Source organism: Pseudanabaena yagii GIHE-NHR1 (assembly GCF_012863495.1).
In the GTDB taxonomy this organism is placed as follows: Bacteria; Cyanobacteriota; Cyanobacteriia; order Pseudanabaenales; family Pseudanabaenaceae; genus Pseudanabaena; species Pseudanabaena yagii.
This window is the reverse complement of the sequence record NZ_JAAVJL010000006.1, coordinates 16,836-43,300: the sequence shown is the minus strand read 5'-3', so window position 1 is coordinate 43,300 and position 26,465 is coordinate 16,836. Positions and strand designations below refer to the sequence as shown.

Below are 26,465 nucleotides of genomic sequence, written 5' to 3'. Positions count from 1 at the left end.
CTGTGCGAGCTTTGGACGATTAAGGGTCTGACTAGTCCGATGTCTTCGAGGGCGTGGAGGACTTGTTGATATTTTTCATGATTGTTGTGGGGGTGATAGGGGCTGGTTTTGTCGATGTCGATCAGGGCGTATTCAGTTTGGTTACCAAATCTTACGCCGATGAGGATTTCTGGGTCTGCCCAATAGTCGTATAGTCGCCTGCCTGATATGGGATACCGTGTTTCGGTTTTCCATTCGGGTTTGCTTATCCGAATCTATGTTTTTGGCGTAGATAAATTTCCACGTATAGGGGAAAAAGCTCGCAAAGGTTTTGGATACTAACTCTGTAGTGGTTAGGGCTTTTGCTTCTCTTCCTTTTGAAATGGGTTTGGATATCCCGATTCCTTAGCGATGCGCTCGGCTGTGGCTTGGCTTAGGTAGCAGCCATAGCTTTCGGAGTTCAGCCATTTTTGATAGGGACTGATGCCGATTTGTGATTCTTTTGATTTACTGAAATCAATGACGATCGCTCCTCTTCCTTCGCTTTCGTAGCCATGCCATGCTACAGCTAGCAATAGTTCGAGGTTAACACCGATAAAATTTACATGGCTTTGCCTCGATTCGCTGCCACTCGGGAGGTCGGATAGGTTGTATTTCAGGCTCATTGTTTCGGGCTTTTCCTCAAAATTAATTTTCTCTAAATCACCTGCTAAGGATTTTCGGCAAGCTTGAAATAATATTTTCATTAACTCGACTCAGTAGCTAAATCTGTTTCATCATAAGAATTGGAATTTGTAGCAGTTTGACGCAGATCGTAAAGCCATTCGGCTACATCGGAGGGGACGGCAGTAAAGCGAATCCAGAAACTATTTTTATTTTCAGGACTAACTTCTACGACTTTGGCATAAATATTATCAATTCTTAGTTCGCGTTCGGAATCGATGAAGGTAATTTGCAAATTAGTTAAAGCCTCAACAGTAAAGTCGCTTTTGATTTCTGCGTTATTTGCTGAAAGTTTGTGTAGAGTACCCGTATATTTTTTTGTCTTAACGTGCTTCCCCTCTAATATTTTCCATTCTATAGAAATAGGTTGAACTAGTTGCACCAGAGTTTCTTTGTCTTCTGGTAGAACTAGATCGTTAATCCCTCCGATATCAAACATGACGATCGCTTCGTTAAATCCCTTGGGCTTAACGCGCATTTGGGCATCTATGCGAACAATGTCTTTAATTTCATGGAGAATTGCTTCGGAAACTAGGACTTGTCCGCCGACGCTATAGGATTCAATTCTCGATCCTAGGTTAACGGTACTTCCCATAACTGTATACTTTGCGCGGCGTTGCGAACCAATATTGCCTGCTAATACTTCGCCTGTATGTAAGCCAATCCCCATGTGGAGAGGGGGGATTTGCATGGCTTCTAGTTTGGCATTAACTTCTGTCATTGCTAGTTGCATGGCGATCGCACAGGTGACTGCTCTTTTTGTATCGTCTTCTCTCTGAATTGGTGCGCCAAACATTACAAAGATGCCATCGCCTACAAATTCATTAATTGTGCCTTGATATTTGGTAATTACTTCAGTCATGACATCAAGATAAAGCGAGATGGCTCTTACACCTTGTTCGGGTTCGATGCGTTCAAATAATGATGAAAATCCTCGCAGGTCAGAAAATAGTACTGTCACTTTACGTTTTTCTCCACCCAACCTTAAGCCTTCAGGAGTTTCTAATAGCTTGGCGACTACTTCATCGGTGAGATAACGTCCAAAGATCTGTCGCATTCCATTTGCACTTCTAGCTGTATAGACGCTCACCGCTATTGCTGAACCGAATAGCGCTAATAAGGAAGGTACTACAGGAATCCACCATCCCCATATAAATGCTATATAACTACCCGCAATAAGTGTTCCTCCTAATATTGGAATTACTAGGGTTTCCCAAGTTAGCTGCATCTGGGTTTGTTCAGATATAACTCTGGTGTATCGTCTCTTCCAGCATAGTAGTCCTCCGATAATTGCCCAGAGGGAAATCCACAGACATTCGACAGTTTTTATCCAAACTTGGATGATCGGTCGTCCGTCTATAGCGCTGCTGATTAATTGACTGGCAATATTCGCATGGATAGTTATGCCACTGGTTGGTGTAAAAGGATGACCTATGGTAGGTCTGTTGTTTGGAGTTATGAAATAATCGCCACTACTTTCTGCGATAACTCCTATTAAAACTAGGCGATCGCGAAAAATATTTTTAGGAGTACGCTCTTCCAGTACATCTGCTAGTGAAACTCTCTGAAAGTCATCCTGAAAATTGCGATAATTTGCTAATATTTGATATCCCCCTGCTTCTGCGCCAACATATCCTCCATCATTTGACTTAAATGGAACAATTATTGCTTTTCCTAGTTGATATTTTTTAATTTTGGCATCTAGGACTTTTGTTTCGATTTTTTCTGCTTTGAGATATTCCTCAGCTAAAGCTGCACTCAAACTAGCAATGGGTTTACCGCGCTTATCTCTCAGTGATAGCAAAACGCGACGGATCTTTCCATCGCCATCGGGAAGTAGGTCATTAGCTGCTAATTGATTGAGTTTTTCGAGAATAGGGGAAGATGGTACACCACCTCCATTTTGACTGCCAAGTACTTTGCGAATACCAATTAGATTTGGGGTCGATGTAAATACTGCTGCAAGTTCTTCATGCCCAGATTCTATGGGCAAATCACGGTATATATCTAGACCAATCACTCGAGGCTGTTGTTGTTTGATTATATTTAGCAGTTTGGCTAAATTAGCATCAGAAATCGGTGAATTGTATTTTTGTATATCGGATTCGTTAATTGCGACAAGTACGATGTGCTCGTCGATCTTTTCGGTCGGTCGCCATTGAAAGAACAGATCGTAGGCATCTAGTTCTAGAGGCTGCAACATTCCTAGGAAACGGAGTCCGAGTACAATACCTGCGGTGGTAGGAACGGTGATGATAAAACCTCGCCATTGCCAAAGTCGCTTTTTTAGGTTGTTCCACATTTCTATGTTTTAGGGTTTCTAGAATGGATTGGCAACCAGAGAAAAGTAAAGCCCACGTTCTTGTAAAGTTTGCTTATCGCCTGTAATTCGACTGAGGGGTATTCCCCAGTCCAACCGCATGGTGAGCCGATCGCTCATTTGAAAGCGCAATCCTACACCTACTGATGCTAGCGTACTAGGATCTGGATTGGTACTGGTGTTATTATTCCATGCTTCGCCAAAATCAAAGAATGGGACAACCTGTAATAGTCCGCTAATTTCAGGAACACGCATGAGGGGAATGCGTAATTCGGCAGACAACATTAGTCCGTTATCTGTTGACACACTATCTTGCCGAAATCCACGCAAGGTTTCTTGTCCACCAAAACTGATCTGTTCCTGTGATAGTAATGGGCGATCGGCAAGTTGCAAATCGCCCCGAAGAAACAAAAGAGTTTCTGGTGCTAACAACCTTACATATTGGGCTTGTCCTCGCCAAGCCAGAAATCGACTATCTGGGAAAGTTGTATTAATAGTAGCTCCAAAAGCATTAATCCCTAGACTAATTTGAGAGCGTGCGGCAAATACTTCTTCACCACTGCGTTGGACATATTCTTGAAAAAATCGAAGTGCAGAAATTTTTGTTTGTCCATTTTCATCCGCACCTTGGGAGGGGTAAGGAATTGTCCCACCCAATAGAGAAGCTTGGCTTTCAGTCCGATTTAAACTCAAACCTAACGCTAGTTCTTGGGAGGTGCTTTGAAGCAAAGGCTGACGAATTGATAATCCATAGTTACGTGAACTGGAGACAATATCAAGAAAATTAAATGGAACTTGGATGACCTTGCTAGAAGAAGTACCAAAACTAAAGCTAATTGTTCCATTGTAGGGATTAAATGGTAACGTATAGCTGGAATCAAAGGAATTGCTCCCGTCGGTATTAGAATATGTTAAGTTTAGGCGGTCTCCTAAACCTGTAAGATTTGCTTCGCTAAGTTGTATTTGACGGCGATCTGTTCCTACGCTGGGTGTACGTCCATTGTCAATGGTAATTGGTAAGCTAAAGGTCTTTGCTTCGGTAACTTTAACGTCTAAATTGTTTAATCCTGGTTGCAAACTTGGAGATAAATTAGCGGAAATACTGTCAATTAGGGGATTTATTTGTAGTAATTGCAACGCTTCTAGTAGTCGGTTGCTATTGAGTGGTTTCTGTGTGGCGATCGCGATGCGTGATTGAATATATCCTTGATTGAGTCTGGTTAAGCCTGTGACTTTGATTTCTTCGATCCCACCTTCAACGATCTGAATTCTAAAGGTTCCACTTTGAAAGTTTTGTTCGGGGATATATGCGCCAGAGGTAACGTATTTGTTATCTAGGTATAGTTTGGTGATTTTGGTGCGAATTTGAAACAGTTCGTTGATGGAAATGGGTTTGTTGAGATAGTCTTTGGTGATTTCTGCTAGTTCGGCATCGCTAAATACAGTACTACCAAGAATCTCGAATTTCTTGACGACAATAGTTTCAGAATTATTATTGCTTGGTATTTCAGGAGTTTGTGGTGTTATAGGCGCTAGTAAACGGTCTGGAGAGGGTAACTTTGTGGGTTCAGGGGGATTGATGGGAATAGTCTTAGGATTGGAGTCGGGAGCAATTGGGCGATTAGGAGGAAGATTTGTTTGAGCGGCTAATGTTTGGGTGAAAGAGCTAGAAGCGATCGCTAACAAAAAAACAGCTTTTTTAAAACTGTTTAAGGGTTTAGGTATACCCCTATACAATTTATTAACATTATTCACAAATTGCACTCCTAAAGCCAAAAACTATGCGTGAAAATTTAACATATTAGAATCAAAAAAGAAAATCGAACAAATCTCGTAAGAGTTTTTAATCAGTAGCTTATTTTGTGGTTCTAAAACATTCGATAAAATACATTTTCATAAAATAATTTGAAGCATAGGATCGACACGTATCCTGACTAAATTATTAAAAACCAATATAAGATTACTAATTTATGCAAAAAAGATGAAGATTGTTGCAAAAGTTTTCTTGTTTTTATAGTTTTTTGACTAGATATTAAGATCAATATTTAGGTTAAATATTTTAATAAAACCATCTTCCACAAATATTTGTTAAGTTTTTTCACTAGTTTTCTAACAACTAAATAATCAGAATATTTGCAATAAAGTAGACTTTACCTAACTTTTTCTAGCTAAACATCTAACTTTTCTAACTTGTCGATAGATTATACAAGGTGATACTTTTGTATAAGTACAATGTATCTAGAATTCTAAAGGCTAATTCTAAAGATTTTAGCTAGTTATTAAGACGTAATTTTTTATGTAAAACCATTAAATCGTGAAACTTTAAGGCATGAAACTAACTCTTCGTGATATCTGTTTATCTTGTGCTTGTGCTTTAAGCTATTTCTCTACTGCATTATCATCAGTTGCACAGATAGTTCCTGATAAGACTCTTCCTATCAACTCTACAGTAACTACATCAGGGTTAGTTCATACAATTAATGGTGGTACGAATGTAGGGAGCAATCTCTATCACAGTTTTCAAGATTTTTCAGTTCCTACCAATAACACTGCTTATTTTAATAATGCCCCACAGGTTCAGAATATCTTGACGCGGGTGACAGGAAATTCTATTTCTAATATTGATGGAACGCTGAAGGCTAATGGTAATGCCAATTTGTATCTTCTCAATCCCAATGGCATTATCTTTGGTGCAAATGCAAAGTTAGATATTGGTGGTACTTTTGTTGGTTCGACAGCTAATAGTTTTAAGTTGCCTGATGGCAGTGAGTTCAGTGCGACGAATCCTCAGGCTCCGCCTTTGTTGACTATGGATATTACTCCTGGTTTGCAGTATGGCGCGACTAACCCTAACTCTACATTGTCAAATGCAGGTAATTTGATTGTTAGTGAAGGGAAAGGAATTACTTTGCAGGGAGGCAACACAACTAATACTGGGATGCTAAAAGCTCCAAGTGGACTAGTTCAAGTATTGGGGAATCAGGTTAGTCTTTTGAACAATGCACAAATTGACGTGTCTGGGACTAACGGCGGGATAGTCTTAATTGGTGGTGATTATCAGGGAAAAGGAATTGTTCCAAACGCACAGCAAACTTTTGTGGATCATGGTGTAGTAATTAATGCAGATGCATTGAATAATGGCAATGGTGGAAGAGTCATTATCTGGGCAGATAAATTAACAGAATTTTATGGCAAAGTAACGGCAAAGGGGGCTGTGATTTTTTCATCAGCTAATTCAGTCGGTGATGGTGGTTTTGTTGAAGTATCAGGAAAGCTAAATCTGATCTTTGATGGCAAGGTAGATTTGAGTACAGCAAATGGGAAATTAGGAACACTATTGCTCGATCCGACAGATGTGATTATTTCTAATGGGTCAACGCCTGGAACAACCATAACTCAAGCATTCCTAGAAGGCTTGGCAAATACGACAAATGTGCTGATTGAAGCAACGAATGATATTACCATTGGAACTCTAACTGGAAACGTACTAAATTTTACTAGTGGTTCTGGTTCAATAACTTTTAAAGCTGATTCTGATGGAAATAATGTTGGTTCATTTTCTATGAATGCTAGCGATGCTATTTATACACGAGGTAGAAATATAGATATCTTAGGAGCTAGAATCGAAATTGGTGGCATATTTAGTACAAATTTTGCTGGAGGTAACAGTGGCAATATTTCACTTAAAGCAAATAGTGACATTACGGTAAAAGGAGCATTTGATTTTACGACCATCTTGAGTACTGATCTAAGCAAAAATGTTTCACTTGGCTCTTTTTCTTTTTCCAACATTACTAGCGCAAGTGACGGAGGAAATATTTCCATATCTTCTAACATTGGAAATGTTAAAATTGATGGAGGTATATATTCAAGCTCAATAACCTTTGGCAATGGGAAAAACACAGGAAATGCAGGAAGTATTTCTATCTCTACTAATTTAGGTAATATAAGTACAAATCATTTAGACTCTAGTGCCCGCAATGCTCTGGGTGTCCAAGGTAACGCGAAGAATGGTGGAGGAATTACAGTTACCTCTAATATGGGAAATATATTTCTGCAAAATATAAGTATAAATACAGATTCATTCTCTGATCTTGGCAATGCTGGAAATGGTGGAGTAGTTTCGATAGCTTCCATTAGAGGCAATATTTTTTTTAAAGACTCAAACATTGTTAGTAGTGTGACTACTAATAAGGGCAATGTAGGTAATGGCGGCTCTATTTTTGTAAAATCCCAGTATGGTGGCATAACCTTAATTAATACTTCACTAGCATCTTATGTATATTCACCTCAAACCACAGGAAATGGAGGAGCGATAACTATTAGTTCAGATACTTCTGATATTTTATTAGATCGCATACCTATTATATTAACAAGTACAAACTCTACCAATGGAAATGTAGGCAATGGTGGTGCGATTACGATAACCTCAAACTCAGGCAATATTTCTCTCCGTGATTATAGTTTGTCTTCTTTTTCTAATTCTATATCAGGAAATGCAGGGAATGGAGGAGAAATTACAGTTGCATCAAATACGGGTAAAGTTCTATTGACAAACAGTTTTTCTAATGGCGGAGGTTTATTATCATTCTCTGCTTCAAAAAATGGTGATGCAGGAAATGGCGGTAAGATTTCGATATTAACAACTCAAGGTGAGATTGTCGGTAGTTCTACATCAATTTATTCTTTTGCTATTTCAGAAACTGGAATAGCGGGAAATGGAGGTGATGTCACGCTTGAAGCACAAAATATTGAGAATATAGAGATTTTAACCCCTTCCTCATTTGCAACTTCTGGTAAGATTCAAATATACTCTCTTGGCAGTTTTCTTCTCACAAACACCAATATTTTATCTAGCAAGCAAGTAAAAATAACATCACCCTTCATTGGGACAAGGACAATTCAAGTTGGAGGCAGTGGACGATCTGGTGATGTATCTATCACTAGCACAGGTGATATCACTTTCAATAATAGTTTGATTCAAAGTGATACAAAGGGTATCGATCCAGCAGGAAATGTGACTATCTCTAGTCCAACATTGGTTATCTTCAATAACAGTTCACTACAAACTAATACTAGTAGTAGTGGCTTAGCAGGAAGCATCACTATCAGTGCTGACAGAGGAGTCTCAATCCTTGGTAACAGTGAACTCAATGCCAAAACTACAAACTCAGGCAAAGCAGGCAATATCACGATCAATACACCGCTTCTAAACCTTGATGGAACTGCTGAAATCACGACCACAGCAACAGCAACATCCACCAATACCGATGGGGGCGGCAGCATTACCCTCAATGCCTCCACAATGAATCTCTTCGGGACAGTCGGCATCTTTGCTGAAACCCAAGGAGTTGCTCCCGCAGGCACTCTAAAACTCAATCCCTATAGCAACGAATTAAACCTCAATATCTCTCTAGCCAACAACTCTGCCATTTCTGCATCGACAATAGCAAAAGGCAATGGTGGCGACTTGAGCCTTACTGCGCCTCAATCAATTACCATCTCAGGTAATGGAAAACTTGCTGTTGAAACATCAGGGACAGGAAAAGCAGGAAATATTAGCTTCATTACATCACAGCTAACCCTCACTGATGGTGTTACAGTTTCAGCTTCCACTGCTGGAGTAGGTAAAGCAGGAGATATTTCTGTTAAAGCCGATAACTTCACAATTTCCAATGGTGCAAGAATTCTCACCACTACATCCAGTACTGGCAAATCTGGAAACATTACCGTAAATGTTGTTGATAACTTTACTCTTGATGGAGCAAAGACTGGTCTATTCGCCAACACTAACACAGGTTCTTCGGGCAATGGAGGCAGCATCTTCGTTGATCCTGCATTTGTTTTAATCAAAAATGGTGCAGCAATCTCAGTTAACAGTGATGGAACTGGATTAGGAGGTAATATTTTCTTAACAGCCGATCGCTTGACCCTGAACAACAACGCCTCAATCTCAGCTGTCACCAAGAGTTCAGATGGCGGCAACATTAACCTAACCGTTCCCACACTCCTCTTGATGCGATACGCCAGCTTAATCTCGGCAACAGCAGGAGACAATATCAATGGCGGCAATGGTGGCAACATTAATATTAATTCTCAATTTGTCGTTGCCAACCGCTTTGAAAATAGCGACATCACCGCAAATGCTTTTAAAGGTGATGGCGGTTTAGTTTCCATTACCGCATATGGCATCTTTGGACTAGAGTTCCGTCCTCAACTAACACCATTTAGTGACATCACAGCTTCATCTGCTCTTGGAAGATCTGGCATCGTTACCCTAAACACTCCCAATATCGATCCCAGTCGCGGCTTGACCACACTCCCTCTTAATCTCGCTGACCAATCCAGACAAGTCAATCAAAGCTGCGCCATTGGCGGCAAACTATCCAAACGCGACAATAGCTTTACCATTTCAGGCAAAGGTGGCTTGCCTAAATCTCCTACGGATGAGCTTTCTAACACTCAGTCCCTAGTAGAACTAGTCAATCCCGTATCGAATAGCAGCAATCAAGCATCTATTAACGAACAAACGCAGAATGTTACCGCCAAAGCTCCTACAGCTATTGTTGAAGCAAATAACATTATTCGAGATAGTCAAGGCTTTATTAGAGTTGTAGCAGCATCTACTCCCCTTAGTCCTGCTATACCGCAGCTTAGCTGTCAGTAGTCACCAAATATTCAAAGAGAAACATATTCCTGAGGAAAATCACCTTGCAACTCAAAATTAGTCAAATCTTTGCTAATAGAATCCTTGCAAACAAAAGTATTGGCACATACCTATTACTGTTACTAATAACTGGCTGGAATGCTCAACCTAGCCTAGCGATAAGTTCTAATCAAAATCCTCCCGAAATCTCAACTGATAAAGTTATTAGTCAACCATCTAACCTGATTCAAATAGGACAGCAACAATACCAAACAGGACAATATGCCAAAGCGATCGCCACATGGCAGCAAGCACTAGATATCTATACAAAACAAGGCGATCGCCTCAATCAATCAGTCACTCTCGATAATCTCGCCCTAGCCTATCAACAACTCGGCAACTGGAAAGAAGCCAATCAAGCGATCGCCAACAGTTTAGAAATTCTGCAATCCAGTCCCAAAGAGTTATCATTACTCGCTCACACCCTCAATATCCAAGGCAACATTCAACTCGCTCAAGGCAACGCCCAAGAAGCCTTAACAACTTGGAAAAAAGCAACAGAAATCTACGAACAATTAGGGGATAAAGATAGTATTATTCGCAGCAAGATCAATCAAAGTCAGGCTCTAAGAGCATTAGGCTTATATCCACAAGCTAAAGAAAATATCAAACAAATACAAGCCGATCTCGAAAATCTTCCCGATACCGCGCTCAAAGCTTCTAGTTTACTCAACCTTGGAGAATCTCTAAGGCTGAGCGGCGACTTTCAAGGAGCTGAAGATCAATTAAACAAAAGTTTAGCTCTTGCTAAGAAACTCGACAACACTCCCATTATTGCTGATGCTCTCCTTAGCTTGGGAAATACCGCCTATAACCTCAAAGACATTCCCAAAGCGATCGCCTACTATCAGCAATTAGCCAATCTTAATATTTCGGCAACACCCAAAATTCAAGCTCAACTAAACCAACTCCAACTCCAGATCGAATCTAAGCAGACAGATTCAGCCCGACAACTCGCAACAGACATCCAAACTCAAATCCAAAACCTACCAACTAGCCGTACTTCAGTCTATGCAAGGGTAAATTTCACCCAAAGCCTACTCAAACTCAATCCCACTTCCCGCGATCGCGAAGCTGCCGCGCAAATCCTCGCCACTGCCGCACAGCAAGCCAAGGAAATCAATGATCCGAGAGCTGAGTCCTATGCGATCGGCTATATGGGTGCACTTTACGAGCAAAATCAACAGCTTGCAGAGGCTAAAAGCTTAACCGAAAGAGCGCTTGTCCTTGCCCAAACTCATAATGCCTCAGATATCGCCTATCGCTGGCAATGGCAACTCGGACGAGTACTTAAGTCTAAAGGCGAAAACAAACAAGCGATCGCCGCCTATAGCGAAGCCGTCAATACCTTAGCTTCCATTCGTGGTGATCTCGTATCTAGCAGTTCAGATGTGCAGTTTTCCTTTCGCGAAAGTGTCGAACCAGTCTATCGTCAACTCGTTGCTTTACTGCTCACTCCCGAACAAGGCAAGGAAGTCAGTCAAGCCAATCTCACCGAAGCGCGGAAGGTTATTGAGTCGCTTCAGCTAGCAGAATTGGATAATTTTTTTAAAGAGGCTTGTCTGACAGGCAAATCCACCCAGATTGATGAGGTAGATCGCCAAGCGGCTGTTGTTTATCCGATTATCTTACCCGACAGTATAGAAGTTGTCATTTCACTCCCTGATAAAGATCGGACTTTACTTCACAAAACCACAAGGATTTCTCAGTCAGATCTCGAAAGCCTTTTGAGTAAACTTCGCCAGAAATTAAGTCGTACTGCCCTTGAGTCAGACACTAAAATTTCCTCTAAAAAAATCTATGATCTCCTGATTAGCAAAGATATCGAGGCAAAATTAAAGGAAAAAGATATCAAAACCTTAGCATTTGTGCTTGATGGCTCCCTTAGAAATTTACCGATGGCGGTTCTCTATGACGGACAGCATTACTTGATTGAGAAATACAATCTCGCTCTCACCCCTGGACTGCAACTCCTCGATCCTCGCCCCCTCAAACGCCAAAAGCTAGAAGTATTTACGGGTGGAGTCAGTAAGAAAACTCAAAATTTTAATGCATTGCCAAATGTCGAGCGTGAGCTGCAACAGATTGCATTAGTTGTTAGTAATCAACCACCGCTTTTAAATGAAGAATTTACGAGTCAAGCCATTCACAATCAAATTAGTAAGATTCCCTATCGAGTTGTTCACTTAGCAACTCATGGTCAGTTTAGTTCTGATATTGATGACACCTATGTTTTGACATGGAACAATCGTCTTAATGTTAAACAACTAGGCGAAATTCTCCAAACTAGAGATCAAGATATTAGAATCCCGATTGAGCTATTAGTTCTCAGTGCTTGCAAAACAGCTAAGGGCGATAATCGTGCTGCCCTTGGTTTAGCGGGAATCGCGGTGCGATCGGGAGCGAGGAGTACGATCGCTAGTCTATGGTCGGTGGAGGATCGGGCAACAGCAACATTTATGGAAAACTTTTATAAAGAATTAGCAAAATCTGGAACAACCAAAGCTGATGCTTTGCGTAACGCTCAGATCAGTCTTCTCAAAAAGCCTGCTTTTACTCATCCTTTTTATTGGTCTCCCTTTGTTCTAATTGGGAACTGGTTGTAATTTAAACAGTCAATTTTTCGAGTATTTAAAAGAAAGTTATGTTTTATAAATATCTGCCGCGCTATTTTTCACTACTGCTTATCGCTGCGTTATTACAAAGTTCCTTATCATCTATCTTTTTAGGACGTGCTAACGCTCAAAAAATCAAAGGATTTGAACCTGCTCCAAGTAATCCACCAAGTTCTTTAGGAGGTGGAGTGCGCGGCTTATTCGATCCACCTGTTGGAGAACCTGACCCCACAGTTAGTATTGGTGGTGGAAGGCGAAATAGCGATGGGAAATGCCCTAAGGATCGTAATAACCAGCCTAAAGATAATCAAGCGAGTGATGCTTTAGAACAACAACTTATTCCTCTACTACCGACTAGTAAGTTTGGGATTACCTATTCATCTAATCCTAAATTTTACGCCTATATTCCCAAGACCTCAGCAGTTGCTGTTGTATTTACCCTTGAGAATCAGGATGGACAGGGAATCGCGCAGAAAAGGCTCGAACTTACTAATACCCCCAGCATTGTGAGCACTCAATTTGATCAACCGTTGGAAATTGGGAAAGATTATAAGTGGTTAGTCTCTGTAGTTTGTGTGGCTGACGATCCTGAAGATACCTTCTCTGAAGGTATTGTTCGCCGTGTCAAACCAAATCTGGCTTTGGTTGGGAAGTTAGAAAAAGCTTCAGACATCGAACGTGTAGAGCTATATGCTAAATCTGGAATTTGGTATGAAGCGCTGGCTAATTTGGCGAAATTAAGACTCGCTCAGCCTAACAATCCTGAAATAAAAGCTATGTGGATCAATTTACTCAAGTCTTCTGGCTTAGAATCTTTAGCTATTTATCCTGTCAATAAATAGGGTTTGCCGAAACAATTTTCAAAATTCAGCCTAAACTCGAATGTGGCTAGAAAAGTAAGTTTTGCTCTAGCCACATTCGAGTCTTGGGCTACCCAATCCTCGAACTGGCTTTGCCTTAATCTCTCGATGATCGCTATTGATCATGTTATTCGGGGTTAGTATTTACTATTTCTGAGATTAAGTGGAACTTTTTACCTAACAATTGGTAGTTCGTTCCAGTTTGAGGTGTAACGTGGCGATCGCTGACTGGATTTCGTTTGCTAAGACTTAGTAAGTCCAGTACCCGTGCGGCTAGTTATTGCAATCGACGTGGACGATGCAGGGCGCGGATAACATAGGTCACAACTCCCCAAATCTGGAATTCTGTGTCTTCAGTGATGCTGATTAATTGGCAGTTGGGATTTTCGGATAGTAGTTGTAGTCGGCGGCGATTGCGGCTGACTCGACGAATTACCAAATCGCTATTGACTGAGGCTACGACTATTTTCTGCTCGGTGACTTCGATTGACCGATCCACTATCAACAGATCTCCTTGCTGCAATCCACTCTCTAGCATTGGCTCTCCCTCAAATCTCATAAAAAAAGTGGTAGCAGGTTGACTAACCAGATAACGATTGAGATCTAAATGGGCTTCGAGCAGATCGTCTGCTGGTGAGGGGAATCCTGCGGAAACTCTGCTCGAATATAGTGGCAACTTTACCCGTGTGTCTGTGCAAGGCTTTTTGATTTGGCTGATACTAACCATTGTGATGCCCTAACTTATATCTATGATTATCGTACATTATTTAAAGCCTTTATGGTTGATTTTTTCTGTTCTCGATAGATAAAAATGGTTGGATAAATTTTGAGGTCGATTGCGATGGGCAGCTCTTGTCGGCTACGGTTAAGCCCAAGATGTTCAAAAAACTGGAGGACACGCAAGCGAATTTGCCTATGTGGGTCGCGGCGATCTCAGACAAGTTGGGGGCTGCTACTCCTCAGGGCTTTATCCTTGATGATGCGAATATCCAAGTCTTTGAAAAGAAACCTAAGGAACCTAAACAGTCTGAGATTGCTGCTTAGTGTGAACGTAATTTCGATTCTCAATTCTCAATCAATTCCCCATCCCAATCATGTTGAAGCGATCGCTCTCTGCAAAGGCGATCGCTTTTCATTTAACAAATAGTGGCATAATCTGCATGATCCAATAACCAGTGATCGGTTCTGAGATCGTCGTGATTTGGGTTTAGCAGATTTTAGTTCCATGTTCTAGTGGAAAATTGAAATATGAAATGGATAGCAATCGCAGGAAGTTGGCGACATACTAATTCGGAAATTGAGAACCAAGTGCGCGAAGAGGCGCGATCTCTATTTGCCTTGGGTGATGGACTTGTTTCAGGTGGCGCGTTGGGTGTGGACTTCTTTGCTACCGATGAAGCTTTACAAGTTGGTGTTGATGCTAATCGATTAAAGATTATTATCCCGTCTACGTTTGAAATATATAGCGCTCACTATTTTTATCGTGCTAGTGAGGGTGTAATTACTCATGAACAAGCGGAATCTTTGATTTCGCAGTTGGAAACTGTCAGGTCAATAGGTTGCTTGATTGAAGGGGATACTCAAATTATTGATAAAGTGGCATATTTCAATCGCATTACCCAAATCATCGATCTTGCCGATGAACTAATTGCTTTTCATGTCAATACAACTGAGGGGACACAGGACACGATTAACAAGGCTAGGGCAAAAGGCATTGAGGTTAAAGTTTTTAGCTATGCAATTAAAATTGATCGCACCAAACCTTGCCCCTAACTTGCTAGAATAAGATTGTCGTACAGTAATCAAATATGTTTGCTCTTGTTGACTGCAATTGCTTCTACGTTAGCTGTGAGCGAGTGTTTGACCCGTCGCTTGAGGGTAAGCCTGTGGTCGTACTGTCGAACAATGATGGTTGTATCGTGGCGCGATCGCCTGAAGCAAAAGCACTCGGTATTCCGATGGGTGCGCCTTACCACAAGTACAAACATCAGCTTCAAAACGCAGGAGCGATCGCACTGTCATCAAATTACGAACTTTACGGAGATATGAGCCATCGTGTCTACGGTGTTCTTTTATCATCTGTTCCAGAAGTCGAGATTTATTCGATTGATGAATGTTTTTTAGATTTATCGGGATTCATGCATTTGGGAACCGATGGCTTAATGGACTTTTGTATGCGGTTGCGACAGAAGGTTCTTAAATATACTGGCATTCCGACAGGTATAGGCATAGCTAAAAACAAGGTTCTATCTAAAGCCGCAAATCATGTAGCTAAACAATCTGTAAGCGGTGTAGCGGAATTAATAACCGATGAGCTGTGTGATCGCGTACTAAACAATCTAGCAGTTGAGGATATTTGGGGCATAAATAAACGCTTAGGATTGAGGCTGAGATCTCATGGCATCGCAACGGCGGCTCAGTTGAGAGATGCAAATGAATCGCTAGTCAAACAAATCATGGGCATTGTCGGTGTTAGGCTCATGTATGAATTGCGGGGGGTATCATGCTTGCCCTTAGAAGCGATCGCCCCACCACAGAAGAATATGGTATGTTCGCGTTCGTTTGGTCAGCCTGTAACTACGATGGCACAAATGCATGAGGCGATCGCCTATCATGCGGCAAGGGCAGCCGCAAAATTGAGACATAGAGAACTACGAGCATCGGTTCTAGGGGTATTTCTGACGACTAACCGATTCCAGCCTAATGACCTGCAATATAGTAATTCGATATCCGTATCTTTGCCGACGGCAACGAATAGCTCTCAAGTATTGATTCGCTATGCAAAGCTCTGTATAACCAGTATTTTTCGAGAAGGATTCAGTTATAAAAAATGTGGCGTTAGTCTCAATGATTTAAGCTCGGTTGATGCAGTGCAGTTGGATTTGCTATCACCCGCAGTCGATTGCCATGATGAAAAGCTAATGGCAGTAATTGACTTGCTAAATAGGCGCTATGGCTCTGGAACGATGCGCTTTGCCAGTGAGGGGATTAAGCAAGAGTGGAAGATGAAAACCGATATGCGATCGCCTAGATACACGACCCGTTGGGATGAGTTGCTGGTGGTGAAAGCAAATTAGGCAGCTTGCAAAATCAATTCGTTAGGAATTGCCACCCAAACTTTAAACTGGTTAGCTTCTGGTGCGATTAATATTGCCATGCCCAAATCCAAATCTCTTCTGCATCCTGCGATCGCTTCGGTGAGGGATTCATAGGCTTTATCGGCAACAAAGGTTTTACCTAGAAGAACAATTGCTTTTTCAGTGCCAGCGATGCTTTTGATGACTATCGAGCGAACTTGGTTTAGTGAATTGAGGATCATTGTCTTTGCCCTGCAAACGTTTTTCTCTATGGGATTAGTATCGCCTTCTATCAAGTTGGGGAGTGCGATCGCTAATCTCTGCTCCTGTGATGATGAATGGGAGAATATGCGATCGCTGTCACAAATTTAAAGGAGATATTGAAAAACTATGGCAGGATAATATGCAACCAAGCTCCTTTCCGAGCGCTATCAGGAGCATTGAGGAAATACTGCGCTTTGGCAGTCTCGAAGCTACCCCCATCCGCAACACAGGCTGAGTAAATTAGATTTTTGGAATACAAGCCGACAAAGCTATTTTCATTGTCTGAGTTGGGATAGGAGAAGCTAGCGCCATCAAATTCACTCCAAGAATCAAAGACATGGAAAGCTTGAATGATACCTGAATCATCAACATCTACACCATTGATCGCAATTACATGACCACTAACAGTTAGGCTTGTGTGAATAATTAGAAATGCCCCTGAGTCTCTAATCGCAGTCAGCATATCGGTCAGACTGGCGTTACCGTTATAGTAATATTTATTGCCAACAGCACTTTTCAGATATTTTCCTATGGTTGCAGGATCACCGGGTGTACCCAGAGATAGTAAAGTTGCTCGAACTGCGGGAATATCTGAGGCAGTTTTTCCCAAAGCTTCACAGATGGCAGCACTCTGACAGGTACAACCATCGGGCTGAACTAGAGCAGCATGATCGGCAGTTTGACGTTTAGTTAAGTAAGTAGTCATTAGAGTTATAAAAAATTAGTAAGAAAATAAACAAGCAACTTCACATAGCAGAGTAAAGTTGCTTATTATATTGTGAGAAAAAGGGTTTCGAGTTTAGACGATTCCCACAAAAATTTGGTTCAGTTTTTTGTGGGAGATTTCTGACGGTCGTAGCGATCGCACCAAGCGCCATAGCACATAGCAACAGAAAAGTCCAAGAATAGTTATTTGTCTCAGCAATTCTCATTATGGAAAAATTACCTTGATCCAGCGTTAGCTATTGAGAATAGTCGCAATAGCTGTCCTTGAAAAGCCGATGTCTTCGTTGAAAATTTGACGGCTTAGGCTAATCAAAAGTCATAATGAGAATTGCTGTATTTGTCTGGATGTGCTGCTCTCAATTGTTGGAGTTGGGTGCGTTGTTCAGGTGTCAAAACAGCAAGGCTTTGCTCCTTGTCACTCTTGTGAATGTCACGGATTTTCTACTTTTGTTCAGATGTGAGATTCAGTGATTTCCATGCACCCTTTTTGTTGCCCGATTGGATTGTAATCGCAAGTTGAGCGCGTTGGTCATCAGTTAATACACTTTCAACTTGCTGTTTAGAGGCTTCATGAAGTGTCTTGAAAGGGTTTCAGAGGCTTTGAAGCGCTTATCCGAGAGCGGGTATATGTGCGAATGGCAGTTTCAATCCCTAAAAGGGTTTCAGAGGCTTTGAAGCAAATGAGCTTTTATTAGCTCCTGTATATCCCTATAGTTTCAATCCCTAAAAGGGTTTCAGAGGCTTTGAAGCAGATTAAATAGATACTCTTCACCGATCTTTCCGTCGTTTCAATCCCTAAAAGGGTTTCAGAGGCTTTGAAGCTCAGCTACGTGATTACACTGCGGCGGCTCTTTCTGCGTTTCAATCCCTAAAAGGGTTGTTGTAGCTCTTGGTATTTGGAAGTTTCAATCCCTAAAAGGGTTTCAGAGGCTTTGAAGCGCTGTTACAGTGTCTTTATAGTTTGGATGCCATAAAGTTTCAATCCCTAAAAGGGTTTCAGAGGCTTTGAAGCAAAAGTCTGTAAAGTTCCGTCTTGAAAGTCTCGCAAGTTTCAATCCCTAAAAGGGTTTCAGAGGCTTTGAAGCTCCACCATTTACCTTGCCAAGAGCGACAAGTAGCGTTTCAATCCCTAAAAGGGTTTCAGAGGCTTTGAAGCTCAATCAAAGCTCCTTTTTAAAGTATTACCCCTAGGTTTCAATCCCTAAAAGGGTTTCAGAGGCTTTGAAGCCTCCCTCGAAGTCGAGTCTTACAGCAAATTTGGGATGTTTCAATCCCTAAAAGGGTTTCAGAGGCTTTGAAGCTTGGAGCAGGCACACAATTCAAGCCCGATCAACCCGTTGTTTCAATCCCTAAAAGGGTTTCAGAGGCTTTGAAGCTGCTTAAGAATTACCGATGCAATTTCCTTAAGCTCGGTTTCAATCCCTAAAAGGGTTTCAGAGGCTTTGAAGCTGCAGTCATATAATTTTTGGATAAATTTTGTTAGTTTTCGTGTTTCAATCCCTAAAAGGGTTTCAGAGGCTTTGAAGCTTGAATGGCTCATACATCCAAACACCATCAGGAATAAAGAGTTTCAATCCCTAAAAGGGTTTCAGAGGCTTTGAAGCAGAATTATTTATCAGCCTTCGGCGATATCACCTTATGTTTCAATCCCTAAAAGGGTTTCAGAGGCTTTGAAGCTAGCGATCGCCTTCCTCGTTTTATCCACCAATATCTAAATCACCTTATGTTTCAATCCCTAAAAGGGTTTCAGAGGCTTTGAAGCTGATGCAGAGAGCAAGCCAGAAAATGTCAATCGTGTTTCAATCCCTAAAAGGGTTTCAGAGGCTTTGAAGCCATTTGAACCCTACAAACCTCTCAATGATCTTAGCTTTCAAGTTTCAATCCCTAAAAGGGTTTCAGAGGCTTTGAAGCAGTCAAAAGGTGTTTATCTTACTGCAAACTGCAATGTTTCAATCCCTAAAAGGGTTTCAGAGGCTTTGAAGCCTGATGCGATCGCCTTGAAAATTGCGGAGTTGTTGCGTTTCAATCCCTAAAAGGGTTTCAGAGGCTTTGAAGCCATGTTGGCGATGAATTGGTAACAACTCCTTCTAGTTTCAATCCCTAAAAGGGTTTCAGAGGCTTTGAAGCGTCACTTTCTCGCAAGCGCCACAAGGCGTGTCTGTGTTTCAATCCCTAAAAGGGTTTCAGAGGCTTTGAAGCTCCAAGATTTTTTGTCCGCACTGTGGCAACGAAAAGTTTCAATCCCTAAAAGGGTTTCAGAGGCTTTGAAGCGGTATGGAATAGGCAAGGCGATCAACTCGATTGTGTTTCAATCCCTAAAAGGGTTTCAGAGGCTTTGAAGCGCGGATACATGGGATTTTCAACCGAAATAGTTTTTGTTTCAATCCCTAAAAGGGTTTCAGAGGCTTTGAAGCTTTCTATCGGTATTATCAGCCCCGAAAAGGTGCTAGTTTCAATCCCTAAAAGGGTTTCAGAGGCTTTGAAGCTTGGGCAACCAATGAGGTTAAGTAGTCAGCGTGTGCCGTTTCAATCCCTAAAAGGGTTTCAGAGGCTTTGAAGCTTTTCCTGCGTTACAACTGAGTTTTCCTGCGTTACGTTTCAATCCCTAAAAGGGTTTCAGAGGCTTTGAAGCCAGAGAAACCTTGTGAACGAGATTCAGTGATAACCAAGGTTTCAATCCCTAAAAGGGTTTCAGAGGCTTTGAAGCACTAGTACACCTAGCAGGTGAGAGCAGCTATTCAGTTTCAATCCCTAAAAGGGTTTCAGAGGCTTTGAAGCTCTTATTCTTGAAATGCTTGCCCTATAAGGGTTTTGTTTCAATCCCTAAAAGGGTTTCAGAGGCTTTGAAGCTTGTTGCCTACGATTTGCGCCATGCCTACGCATTAAGAGGGTTTCAATCCCTAAAAGGGTTTCAGAGGCTTTGAAGCGTGCTGAAACCTTGCCGATCATCCTTAAAGGAGTTCCGTTTCAATCCCTAAAAGGGTTTCAGAGGCTTTGAAGCTGTTGTGTATTTATAGAAAGGAGTTGTGCTATAAAGTTTCAATCCCTAAAAGGGTTTCAGAGGCTTTGAAGCAGGAGCGCCATTAGAAATCAGTTCCACAAAGCAATGTTTCAATCCCTAAAAGGGTTTCAGAGGCTTTGAAGCAGATGCTAAGAACTGAGAAACACTGAAACCTCTAGGTTTCAATCCCTAAAAGGGTTTCAGAGGCTTTGAAGCTCTAAGCGCATTAATTAGGATTGATCCTTTACAGGTTTCAATCCCTAAAAGGGTTTCAGAGGCTTTGAAGCGCTGAGCATCAAAGCATTATGCAAGGTTAAAGCTAAGGTGATAGTAGTTTCAATCCCTAAAAGGGTTTCAGAGGCTTTGAAGCTCAATGGTGCAAGGCTGGTCAACAGTTAGATTGTTGTTTCAATCCCTAAAAGGGTTTCAGAGGCTTTGAAGCACTTAGGATTCAACTTCTTTGTAAGAAGCACAAACTGTTTCAATCCCTAAAAGGGTTTCAGAGGCTTTGAAGCTTGGGATATCGTGGCAATCCTGCGGCTAGGGAACTGTTTCAATCCCTAAAAGGGTTTCAGAGGCTTTGAAGCTCTCACCAATAGCCGCCCCCTTGGGGTGTATTTGGTTTCAATCCCTAAAAGGGTTTCAGAGGCTTTGAAGCTAAGCCGCAAATCCTTTAATGCACTTGGATCGGGGGTTTCAATCCCTAAAAGGGTTTCAGAGGCTTTGAAGCAAGAGTCCTTCCACTTTTTTCAAAAAATCAAGTTCGTTTCAATCCCTAAAAGGGTTTCAGAGGCTTTGAAGCCTCACCTTTTTTAAACAATTTAAGCAATTCTTTGTATGTTTCAATCCCTAAAAGGGTTTCAGAGGCTTTGAAGCGATTGCCAAGCTTAGCACCATGACTCACAATACTCGGTTTCAATCCCTAAAAGGGTTTCAGAGGCTTTGAAGCTTGCACAGCAATCATGCTTGTGAAGGAGCGTATAAAGTTCATTAGTTTCAATCCCTAAAAGGGTTTCAGAGGCTTTGAAGCTCCGTCAAGCCAACAAATGATGGCTACTATAGTGGCGTTTCAATCCCTAAAAGGGTTTCAGAGGCTTTGAAGCAAATGGGAATGGACATTGAAGACGCTGAGTCTGTAATTGTTTCAATCCCTAAAAGGGTTTCAGAGGCTTTGAAGCTTATTGAGCAGTTCCTTGATAAAAAGGAGTTTAAAGTTTCAATCCCTAAAAGGGTTTCAGAGGCTTTGAAGCGTATTGATAGGTACAGGCTAACAACTATCAAGCAGGTTTCAATCCCTAAAAGGGTTTCAGAGGCTTTGAAGCTCCCTGCTCTCGATCTGCATCTTAATTTTGCCTTTGTTTCAATCCCTAAAAGGGTTTCAGAGGCTTTGAAGCAAGCCCTAGTCTCGTCTAGCGAAGTCGTTGTAATTGTTTCAATCCCTAAAAGGGTTTCAGAGGCTTTGAAGCCATCCAAGACTATGAGAGACTTTTGCAATCTCTTCGTTTCAATCCCTAAAAGGGTTTCAGAGGCTTTGAAGCCGCTTCCCTTTGTGTTGCGTATAGTAACTGAACAGGTTTCAATCCCTAAAAGGGTTTCAGAGGCTTTGAAGCACGAATCGCTTGAAATTAGTACCAGTTGCCATGTAGTTTCAATCCCTAAAAGGGTTTCAGAGGCTTTGAAGCATCCATGAAGGCTGCAAATTCCGTGCTTTCAAAAACGTTTCAATCCCTAAAAGGGTTTCAGAGGCTTTGAAGCTCTCCATTTGAATTGAAATTGTGGGCGATCGCGCCTGTTTCAATCCCTAAAAGGGTTTCAGAGGCTTTGAAGCCATGCATCCGCGTCTAGCTCAAGGTTCATATACCACTTAGCGTTTCAATCCCTAAAAGGGTTTCAGAGGCTTTGAAGCACCCGATTGCATAAGGCAGTTTGGGGTAAAAATGGGTTTCAATCCCTAAAAGGGTTTCAGAGGCTTTGAAGCACTAAACACCGTGTACCTGCTAACCAATAATCAGGTTTCAATCCCTAAAAGGGTTTCAGAGGCTTTGAAGCAGCCGATGAGGTTGGAGTAGTGTCGCTAATGGTTGCTGTTTCAATCCCTAAAAGGGTTTCAGAGGCTTTGAAGCTTTCGCGTGGATCAACTACATAGTTGGTCCAATCAGTTTCAATCCCTAAAAGGGTTTCAGAGGCTTTGAAGCCACTCCTTTTTTAAGGTTGCATGGCTCACAGGCAAGTTTCAATCCCTAAAAGGGTTTCAGAGGCTTTGAAGCCCCCAAATCTTTAATAAGCGAGCCTATCCTATTTTTGTTTCAATCCCTAAAAGGGTTTCAGAGGCTTTGAAGCGATAAGATTTCACAAAATTTAATTCCTGTCTTCATGTTTCAATCCCTAAAAGGGTTTCAGAGGCTTTGAAGCCTGCCATCCCTAATGGCGATCGCATCAGTATCTAGTTTCAATCCCTAAAAGGGTTTCAGAGGCTTTGAAGCCCCCTGCCAAGCCTATTGTTAAATCTGCCATTCCTGTTTCAATCCCTAAAAGGGTTTCAGAGGCTTTGAAGCCCTCGAAGTCGAGTCTTACAGCAAATTTGGGATGTTTCAATCCCTAAAAGGGTTTCAGAGGCTTTGAAGCGAAAACTGGGAAGAATCTGAGCAGATCTGCCCTGTTTCAATCCCTAAAAGGGTTTCAGAGGCTTTGAAGCTTCAATGGCAGGGTTGCCTTCATCATCAAATGTGTTTCAATCCCTAAAAGGGTTTCAGAGGCTTTGAAGCCAGAACTCAGCTTGCCGACTGAAGATGTAATCTCTGTTTCAATCCCTAAAAGGGTTTCAGAGGCTTTGAAGCTCGCAAAGTGCCAATCTAGTCTTTTGATGCGTTGCGTTTCAATCCCTAAAAGGGTTTCAGAGGCTTTGAAGCGCTGTGCGATCCTCAGCCAACATAAGTAATTGCTTGTTTCAATCCCTAAAAGGGTTTCAGAGGCTTTGAAGCATTAAGCGTAAATACTTCGGCGATCGCCTCTACGTTAGAGTTTCAATCCCTAAAAGGGTTTCAGAGGCTTTGAAGCCCTTTCAAGTCTTTCAAGGGTAGAATTGAATTTTATTGTTTCAATCCCTAAAAGGGTTTCAGAGGCTTTGAAGCTTCACTCCGCTTAGAAGTGCGACCGATTGTGCCATTGGTTTCAATCCCTAAAAGGGTTTCAGAGGCTTTGAAGCAGCGAGCCGCCTTTAGCTTCAATACGAATACTGCGTTTCAATCCCTAAAAGGGTTTCAGAGGCTTTGAAGCATCGGACGCTTTGCTTGTGATGTTACCCTTTTCAAGTTTCAATCCCTAAAAGGGTTTCAGAGGCTTTGAAGCTAGACATACTTTCTGCTCACACTTTCTAAATGAGTTTCAATCCCTAAAAGGGTTTCAGAGGCTTTGAAGCCGCATAGATTGGTGTCCCCTCTGGTGTAGAAACATCGTTTCAATCCCTAAAAGGGTTTCAGAGGCTTTGAAGCCATTGAACTTGCACAGGCTTCTAGTGAAGTATTGCCTGGTTTCAATCCCTAAAAGGGTTTCAGAGGCTTTGAAGCAGGTTTAACTAGGTAGATTAAGCAAGAATTAAGCATGTTTCAATCCCTAAAAGGGTTTCAGAGGCTTTGAAGCGACCTGAGCTAGCCTTATTGTTTAAAACTGTGGTTGTTTCAATCCCTAAAAGGGTTTCAGAGGCTTTGAAGCTTAAGCGTAGCATTGGCAACCGTAGGAAGGGGCAAATGTTTCAATCCCTAAAAGGGTTTCAGAGGCTTTGAAGCTTGATAGGTACTGAAATAAAAAGCAATGGATTGTCGTTTCAATCCCTAAAAGGGTTTCAGAGGCTTTGAAGCGTGCAACGTACTCTAGATTCTTTCCCCTACTGCACTTGGGTTTCAATCCCTAAAAGGGTTTCAGAGGCTTTGAAGCTTATGGATCGAGGGAACCGCATTAGGCAGGTTGAGTTTCAATCCCTAAAAGGGTTTCAGAGGCTTTGAAGCTTCATTAAATAAGTTCGCAAGTAATCCATTTGAGGTTTCAATCCCTAAAAGGGTTTCAGAGGCTTTGAAGCCTTCTACTCCCTTAGTCGCTTTCGTTGCTGATGAAGTTTCAATCCCTAAAAGGGTTTCAGAGGCTTTGAAGCGCCGATCGCGTCAAAATCCAAAATCAACTGAAAGGGTTTCAATCCCTAAAAGGGTTTCAGAGGCTTTGAAGCTTCCCTTTGTCTGGATTGTATGTATTAACTCGTCTGTTTCAATCCCTAAAAGGGTTTCAGAGGCTTTGAAGCATCAATCATCGCGTAGGTTGTCTGGTTCCCAAATCTGTTTCAATCCCTAAAAGGGTTTCAGAGGCTTTGAAGCTCTCAAGGATCAGGTCAGTAGAATGGCACGGTTGGGTTTCAATCCCTAAAAGGGTTTCAGAGGCTTTGAAGCCTAGTTCGATCCGATATCCACTAGGGGTCATAACGTTTCAATCCCTAAAAGGGTTTCAGAGGCTTTGAAGCAATAGTATAAGGATTTTTCTTGGAAGGTGAAGAAACGTTTCAATCCCTAAAAGGGTTTCAGAGGCTTTGAAGCCAAAAACTGGTAGATGCTGTTAACACCTTAATTGTTGTTTCAATCCCTAAAAGGGTTTCAGAGGCTTTGAAGCCTTGGGGGGCTTGGTGGTTTCCTACAGGATGGGTCGCTATGTTTCAATCCCTAAAAGGGTTTCAGAGGCTTTGAAGCCTGTTAGTAGTCCTAATCAAAAACCTATACCAAATGTGTTTCAATCCCTAAAAGGGTTTCAGAGGCTTTGAAGCTTGTGAACATGAATAGAATCGATAGATAGGTATAGGTTTCAATCCCTAAAAGGGTTTCAGAGGCTTTGAAGCCTACTACAGAGTACTCACTGAGGGGCTTTTTAACATGTTTCAATCCCTAAAAGGGTTTCAGAGGCTTTGAAGCTGCAAACTTGCAGAATACCTTGAAATAACTGCAAAGTTTCAATCCCTAAAAGGGTTTCAGAGGCTTTGAAGCTTCGGAGTTTATAGGCGCTACATCTTCCTTTTTCCTGTTTCAATCCCTAAAAGGGTTTCAGAGGCTTTGAAGCCCAGCCTACAGAGTCTATAGAACCCATTTGGTATCTTAGGAAGAAAAGAAAAATGAGTCAAATATGGGATATAGCAGCAGTCTAAGCGATCAAGAGTGGGAGATAATCGAACCTCTGTTGCCTAAGAAAAAGAAGACCTGTCCACCAACATGGACAAAACGGCAAATATTAGATGGAGTATTTTATCAACTCAAAAATGGATGTAATTGGGCAGACTTACCCAAAGATTTACCCCCATACTCCACAGTATATTGGCATTACAAGCAATGGAGAGCATCAGGAGTACTGAGAGAAATCATGACGGCATTACACGAGCAAGTAAGAGCACAAGCCGCAAAAAAGCCAAAGTGGACAACCTTAATCATCGTCGATTCCCAAGCAACCAAAAATACCTGTAACGCAAGCACTGAGTCCAAAGGTTTCTGCTCCTACAAAGCCACGAATGGGATCAAGAAAAATCTCGGAGTGGATGCTCTCGGTTTGCCATTCTTCACCCTTTGCACCAAGGCAAGTCTGTCCGATGATAAGGCTTTGATTGAAATGTTTGCTCAAAATATTGACTACTTTAAAGCTAAGCCTGTGAATATACCCAAGATCACTGTCATGGTTGATCATGGCTATCACCCTGACAAGTTAATCCCTGCTTTAGAAGCGATTTACCCGCAAATTATGTCCAAGATTCGGTTTAAGGTTGCACCGAAAATGTCTAGACAGGAAAAGGCGGAACTGGGCATATCTGGTTTTGTGGTCATTCCGATGCGTTGGATTGTCGAACGTTCCAATGCTTGGATGGATCGTTGTAAAAGTCTGGTCAAAAACTTTGACAGAACTTTAGACAATGCTAATGCCAGAATCCATCTTTGCTTTATCAGGCTTATGCTTAAGCGTCTCGCTAAGGCTTCCTAGGATACCAAATGGGTTCTATAGAAGCATCTAGATTAAGAGTTTCAATCCCTAAAAGGGTTTCAGAGGCTTTGAAGCTCCCTCTATCGCAATGCTTGCAGATCCTAGTCTTGTTTCAATCCCTAAAAGGGTTTCAGAGGCTTTGAAGCTTTGAGCATCTTGAATACCTTCGGCGGCGCTACCTAAATGTTTCAATC

The 26,465-nt window shown here is 41.7% G+C and carries 13 protein-coding genes, 1 pseudogene and 2 CRISPR repeat arrays (1 of these 16 only partly in view); of the genes and pseudogenes, 7 read left to right on the top strand and 7 right to left on the bottom strand.

What is annotated here, in order from left to right; genetic code table 11:
• Positions 1 to 332: 332 nt before the first annotated feature.
• Genes HC246_RS24690 through HC246_RS24680 form a run of 3 tightly spaced genes read right to left on the bottom strand, consistent with a single transcriptional unit; the run spans position 333 to position 4,777 of the window.
• Positions 333 to 725 carry a hypothetical protein gene (locus HC246_RS24690; RefSeq protein ID WP_169366079.1) on the bottom strand — a complete coding sequence of 131 codons (393 nt, stop codon included), beginning with the start codon at positions 723 to 725 and terminating at the stop codon, positions 333 to 335.
• A complete protein-coding gene (locus HC246_RS24685; RefSeq protein ID WP_169366078.1) occupies positions 725 to 3,004 on the bottom strand; it encodes a CHASE2 domain-containing protein in 2,280 nt (759 codons plus the stop codon). The genes HC246_RS24690 and HC246_RS24685 overlap by 1 nt, the downstream gene beginning before the upstream one ends.
• 18 nt (positions 3,005 to 3,022) lie before the next feature.
• Positions 3,023 to 4,777: a ShlB/FhaC/HecB family hemolysin secretion/activation protein gene (locus tag HC246_RS24680; RefSeq protein ID WP_318656006.1), complete on the bottom strand. Its 1,755-nt coding sequence runs from the start codon at positions 4,775 to 4,777 to the stop codon at positions 3,023 to 3,025.
• A 574-nt stretch (positions 4,778 to 5,351) separates the two neighbouring features.
• Between HC246_RS24680 and HC246_RS24675 the strand changes: the two genes are divergently transcribed.
• The 3 genes from HC246_RS24675 to HC246_RS24665 are packed head-to-tail and all read left to right on the top strand — an operon-like array spanning position 5,352 to position 13,185.
• Positions 5,352 to 9,689 carry a two-partner secretion domain-containing protein gene (locus tag HC246_RS24675; protein ID WP_169366077.1) on the top strand — a complete coding sequence of 1,446 codons (4,338 nt, stop codon included), beginning with the start codon at positions 5,352 to 5,354 and terminating at the stop codon, positions 9,687 to 9,689.
• A gap of 44 nt (positions 9,690 to 9,733) precedes the next feature.
• Complete coding sequence (locus HC246_RS24670; RefSeq protein WP_225903113.1) at positions 9,734 to 12,334, top strand: CHAT domain-containing protein; 2,601 nt, start codon at positions 9,734 to 9,736, stop codon at positions 12,332 to 12,334.
• 38 nt (positions 12,335 to 12,372) lie between these two features.
• The gene (locus HC246_RS24665; RefSeq protein WP_169366076.1) at positions 12,373 to 13,185 is read left to right on the top strand and encodes a DUF928 domain-containing protein; all 813 of its coding nucleotides are present in this window, start codon (positions 12,373 to 12,375) and stop codon (positions 13,183 to 13,185) included.
• Between the two features lie 191 nt (positions 13,186 to 13,376).
• Here HC246_RS24665 and HC246_RS27090 read toward each other — a convergent pair.
• Together HC246_RS27090 and HC246_RS24655 are read right to left on the bottom strand one after the other, a co-directional pair.
• Positions 13,377 to 13,439: pseudogene (locus tag HC246_RS27090) on the bottom strand (DUF4113 domain-containing protein); the annotation flags it as partial.
• Between the two features lie 41 nt (positions 13,440 to 13,480).
• Positions 13,481 to 13,930, bottom strand: coding sequence for a LexA family protein (locus HC246_RS24655; protein ID WP_169366075.1), 450 nt, complete (start codon positions 13,928 to 13,930; stop codon positions 13,481 to 13,483).
• Between the two features lie 182 nt (positions 13,931 to 14,112).
• Here HC246_RS24655 and HC246_RS26625 point away from each other — a divergent pair, with 182 nt between their 5' ends.
• The 3 genes from HC246_RS26625 (at position 14,113) to HC246_RS24645 (ending at position 16,280) form a co-directional block, all read left to right on the top strand.
• Positions 14,113 to 14,247 carry a hypothetical protein gene (locus HC246_RS26625; protein ID WP_263972579.1) on the top strand — a complete coding sequence of 45 codons (135 nt, stop codon included), beginning with the start codon at positions 14,113 to 14,115 and terminating at the stop codon, positions 14,245 to 14,247.
• 204 nt (positions 14,248 to 14,451) lie between these two features.
• Positions 14,452 to 14,976: an LOG family protein gene (locus tag HC246_RS24650; protein ID WP_169366074.1), complete on the top strand. Its 525-nt coding sequence runs from the start codon at positions 14,452 to 14,454 to the stop codon at positions 14,974 to 14,976.
• Positions 14,977 to 15,011: 35 nt separating this feature from the next.
• Positions 15,012 to 16,280 carry a Y-family DNA polymerase gene (locus HC246_RS24645; RefSeq protein WP_169366073.1) on the top strand — a complete coding sequence of 423 codons (1,269 nt, stop codon included), beginning with the start codon at positions 15,012 to 15,014 and terminating at the stop codon, positions 16,278 to 16,280.
• Here HC246_RS24645 and HC246_RS24640 read toward each other — a convergent pair.
• A complete protein-coding gene (locus HC246_RS24640) occupies positions 16,277 to 16,522 on the bottom strand; it encodes a hypothetical protein (RefSeq protein ID WP_169366072.1) in 246 nt (81 codons plus the stop codon). The two genes, HC246_RS24645 and HC246_RS24640, sit on opposite strands and share 4 nt — an antisense overlap.
• 146 nt (positions 16,523 to 16,668) lie before the next feature.
• Entirely contained in the window at positions 16,669 to 17,250 is a 582-nt protein-coding gene (locus HC246_RS24635) for a hypothetical protein (protein WP_169366071.1), read from the bottom strand.
• Positions 17,251 to 17,911: 661 nt separating this feature from the next.
• Positions 17,912 to 25,365: direct repeats of the CRISPR family, unit length 37 nt; unit sequence GTTTCAATCCCTAAAAGGGTTTCAGAGGCTTTGAAGC.
• Between the two features lie 63 nt (positions 25,366 to 25,428).
• Between HC246_RS24635 and HC246_RS24630 the strand changes: the two genes are divergently transcribed.
• Entirely contained in the window at positions 25,429 to 26,271 is an 843-nt protein-coding gene (locus tag HC246_RS24630) for an IS5 family transposase (RefSeq protein WP_169365058.1), read from the top strand.
• Between the two features lie 37 nt (positions 26,272 to 26,308).
• Positions 26,309 to 26,465: direct repeats of the CRISPR family, unit length 37 nt; unit sequence GTTTCAATCCCTAAAAGGGTTTCAGAGGCTTTGAAGC; it runs 3,168 nt beyond the window's last position.

Excerpts from the sequence above, each read along its gene's own strand:
- HC246_RS24650 (WP_169366074.1), top strand. The coding sequence starts at position 14,452 with ATGAAATGGATAGCAATCGCAGGAAGTTGGCGACATACTAATTCGGAA.
- HC246_RS24630 (WP_169365058.1), top strand. The coding sequence starts at position 25,429 with ATGGGATATAGCAGCAGTCTAAGCGATCAAGAGTGGGAGATAATCGAA.
- HC246_RS24635 (WP_169366071.1), bottom strand. The coding sequence starts at position 17,250 with ATGACTACTTACTTAACTAAACGTCAAACTGCCGATCATGCTGCTCTA.
- HC246_RS24640 (WP_169366072.1), bottom strand. The coding sequence starts at position 16,522 with ATGATCCTCAATTCACTAAACCAAGTTCGCTCGATAGTCATCAAAAGC.
- HC246_RS24685 (WP_169366078.1), bottom strand. The coding sequence starts at position 3,004 with ATGTGGAACAACCTAAAAAAGCGACTTTGGCAATGGCGAGGTTTTATC.
- HC246_RS24690 (WP_169366079.1), bottom strand. The coding sequence starts at position 725 with ATGAAAATATTATTTCAAGCTTGCCGAAAATCCTTAGCAGGTGATTTA.
- HC246_RS24645 (WP_169366073.1), top strand. The coding sequence starts at position 15,012 with ATGTTTGCTCTTGTTGACTGCAATTGCTTCTACGTTAGCTGTGAGCGA.
- HC246_RS24655 (WP_169366075.1), bottom strand. The coding sequence starts at position 13,930 with ATGGTTAGTATCAGCCAAATCAAAAAGCCTTGCACAGACACACGGGTA.
- HC246_RS24675 (WP_169366077.1), top strand. The coding sequence starts at position 5,352 with ATGAAACTAACTCTTCGTGATATCTGTTTATCTTGTGCTTGTGCTTTA.
- HC246_RS24665 (WP_169366076.1), top strand. The coding sequence starts at position 12,373 with ATGTTTTATAAATATCTGCCGCGCTATTTTTCACTACTGCTTATCGCT.